The sequence below is a fragment of the bacterium endosymbiont of Bathymodiolus sp. 5 South genome (assembly GCF_900128535.1).
Taxonomy (GTDB): Bacteria; Pseudomonadota; Gammaproteobacteria; order PS1; family Pseudothioglobaceae; genus Thiodubiliella.
In genome coordinates, this window is record NZ_FQTR01000219.1 from 1 (window position 1) to 2,243 (window position 2,243).

Annotated in this window: 3 protein-coding genes; all 3 read left to right on the plus strand. The window is 37.5% G+C overall.

The features are described from left to right. Positions 1 to 324: 324 nt before the first annotated feature. Complete coding sequence (locus BBROOKSOX_RS12320) at positions 325 to 459, plus strand: hypothetical protein (protein WP_257607857.1); 135 nt, start codon at positions 325 to 327, stop codon at positions 457 to 459. Further along, positions 452 to 1,189, plus strand: a complete 738-nt coding sequence (locus tag BBROOKSOX_RS10180) for a glycosyltransferase (protein ID WP_139661632.1) — start codon at positions 452 to 454, stop codon at positions 1,187 to 1,189. Before BBROOKSOX_RS12320 ends, BBROOKSOX_RS10180 begins: the two co-directional genes overlap by 8 nt. A gap of 390 nt (positions 1,190 to 1,579) precedes the next feature. Next, the coding region (locus BBROOKSOX_RS10185; RefSeq protein ID WP_180323994.1) for an inverse autotransporter beta domain-containing protein at positions 1,580 to 2,243 on the plus strand (664 nt) is incomplete at its 3' end.

A 2,243-nucleotide genomic window follows, 5' to 3' on the forward strand; every position in this document is an offset into this window, starting at 1 on the left:
CGATTAAGAATGCAACAGTTAAGGTGATAACGTATCAAAACATTGATGAAATGAAGCAAGATTTGAACAAGTTTTTGATTTTTTATAATTTTAATCGTGGACATGGTGGACTTAGAAAAGAGATTAAGGTAAGGACGCCTTATGAGGCTTTAGTATTGATATAATTTGAAGCCTGATTTGTTTATCAGAAAGCCTGATATGTTTCGGAGTGTGGTTTTTGAAAGTAGGGAATAACGTGGTGAAACCTGACAACTATCCATAGCCCTGTAAATTAGAAAGCCTATCTCGTGAGATGGGCTTTTTTATGTCTGATAAAATATCAAAATGAATTCAAAACAAATACGCATTACAGAACTTAATAAAACCATTGAAAGGTATTTAACGAATGCCACTTGGTGTGCATATGTTAAAGATGGTGGTTATCAAGGCGAAAGGTTAGGTGTAATAAAAAATGGATAAAGTCAATATCATTTGTATGAAATGGGGTGATAAGTTCCCATCAGAATATGTCAATCGCTTGTACGCTATGGTGAATCGCAATCTATCAATACCTTTTAGGTTTGTGTGTTTTACTGAGAATGATAGCGGTATTCGTAATGAAGTAGAGCTGCAACCCTTGCCAGAATTGGACTTACCAGTCAACTTGGCTGATGCACCTGAGCGAGGCTGGCGCAAGTTGACTATTTTTAAGCGGGGCTTTGGTGGATTGAAGGGCAAAGCTTTGTTTTTGGATTTGGATGTGGTTATCGTTGATAATATGGATGAATTTTTTACGGTCAAAGGTGATTTTTTAATTGCGCATGATAAGAAAAATCCAACAAAAATTGAAGGTAATTCATCTGTATTTCGTTTTGAAATTGGACAATACCCACAAATATTATCCCACTTTGAGAAAAATTCAGAGCAGGTAAAAAGTGAAGTTCGCCATGAGCAGGCTTATTTATCACGAGAGATTCACAAATTGGGAAAACTTGAATATTGGCAAGATGAATGGGTGCCAAGTTTTAAATATCGTTGTTGCCCATCGTGGATAAAATCTTGGTTTAAAGCGCCCTTTATTCCTCAGGGTGCAAAAGTCATTATTTTCCATGGCTTACCTAACCCACCTGAGGCGATTAACGGCATTAGCGGCAAATGGTATCGTCACATTCAGCCAGCACCTTGGATTGTTAAACATTGGAAAGAATAAGGTTGTGTTGGTTATAACCAACCGAACAGTGAAGAATCTTTTTTTGAATTGACTGGTTGGTAATATCATTCATTAATACAGCAATTTTTATCGTGGGTCTTTACAGTGTGAGACCTTTGCATAAATAGGGATGATTAGCAAAATCCAATTTTTGCCCAATGGGTGATTTCTTTAAACCTTGTCCTAGCAGGGCTAAGGCTGGGTTTAAAAAATCGCCAAGTGGGTTTCTGATGATTGTTCCTATTTATGCAAAGGTCTCAGTGTATTAACTTGGCATTAAATTTCATCAGGGTTGTTAGAAATACTCAAAATAGGTAAAAAAAACCCGCAAAAAGAGTGGGTAATTGGTATAATCTTTGTGATATATCAATGTAGTTAAATTAATTATTTATGATAAAGACAATAAAGCCTGAATTAAATCACTTTTTTAAAAACACACTTTCTAGCGTATTCAATCAATTTAAGCACTTTCTTACGCTTAGCCTTTTAATCACATTTTCTTTTAATGCTTTTTCTGTTGATAATGCCCAGCAATCTAATAAAGAAGCCTACCTAGACCTTAGTAAGCCTTACCAACAAAACAACCCACAATCTGCCCCCAAAAAAGACAACCAAGCCACGACTATACTTAAAGAAGTCGCAGGTGCGGCTCGCACCGCCCTAGGTTCCACCAACTCAGACAATACCGACCAACTGGGTAATAAAGTGACCACAAGCATTAAAAACCAAGCCATTAACAAAACCGAAGGTTTGCTTAATAATTCAGTCAACGAATTTTTAAATGCATTTGGTGCTGGCCGTAGTGAGGTGAGTATTGGCGGGATTAGTACAAAAAAACTGACTTACAGCCTGAGAACTATTCAGCCACTCTCTGAGCTTAATGCCAACAGCAAAGAGTTAACTTTTATCCAAGCAGGAATCGCTTCTGGCAACGGTGGCAACGGTCGTCGTGCTACGATTAACTTAGGTATTGGTCATCGTCTATTGGTAGAGGACGACATGGCAATCGCCGGTATTAATGTTTTTACTGACTACCAGACCAAGTCCAGTCATT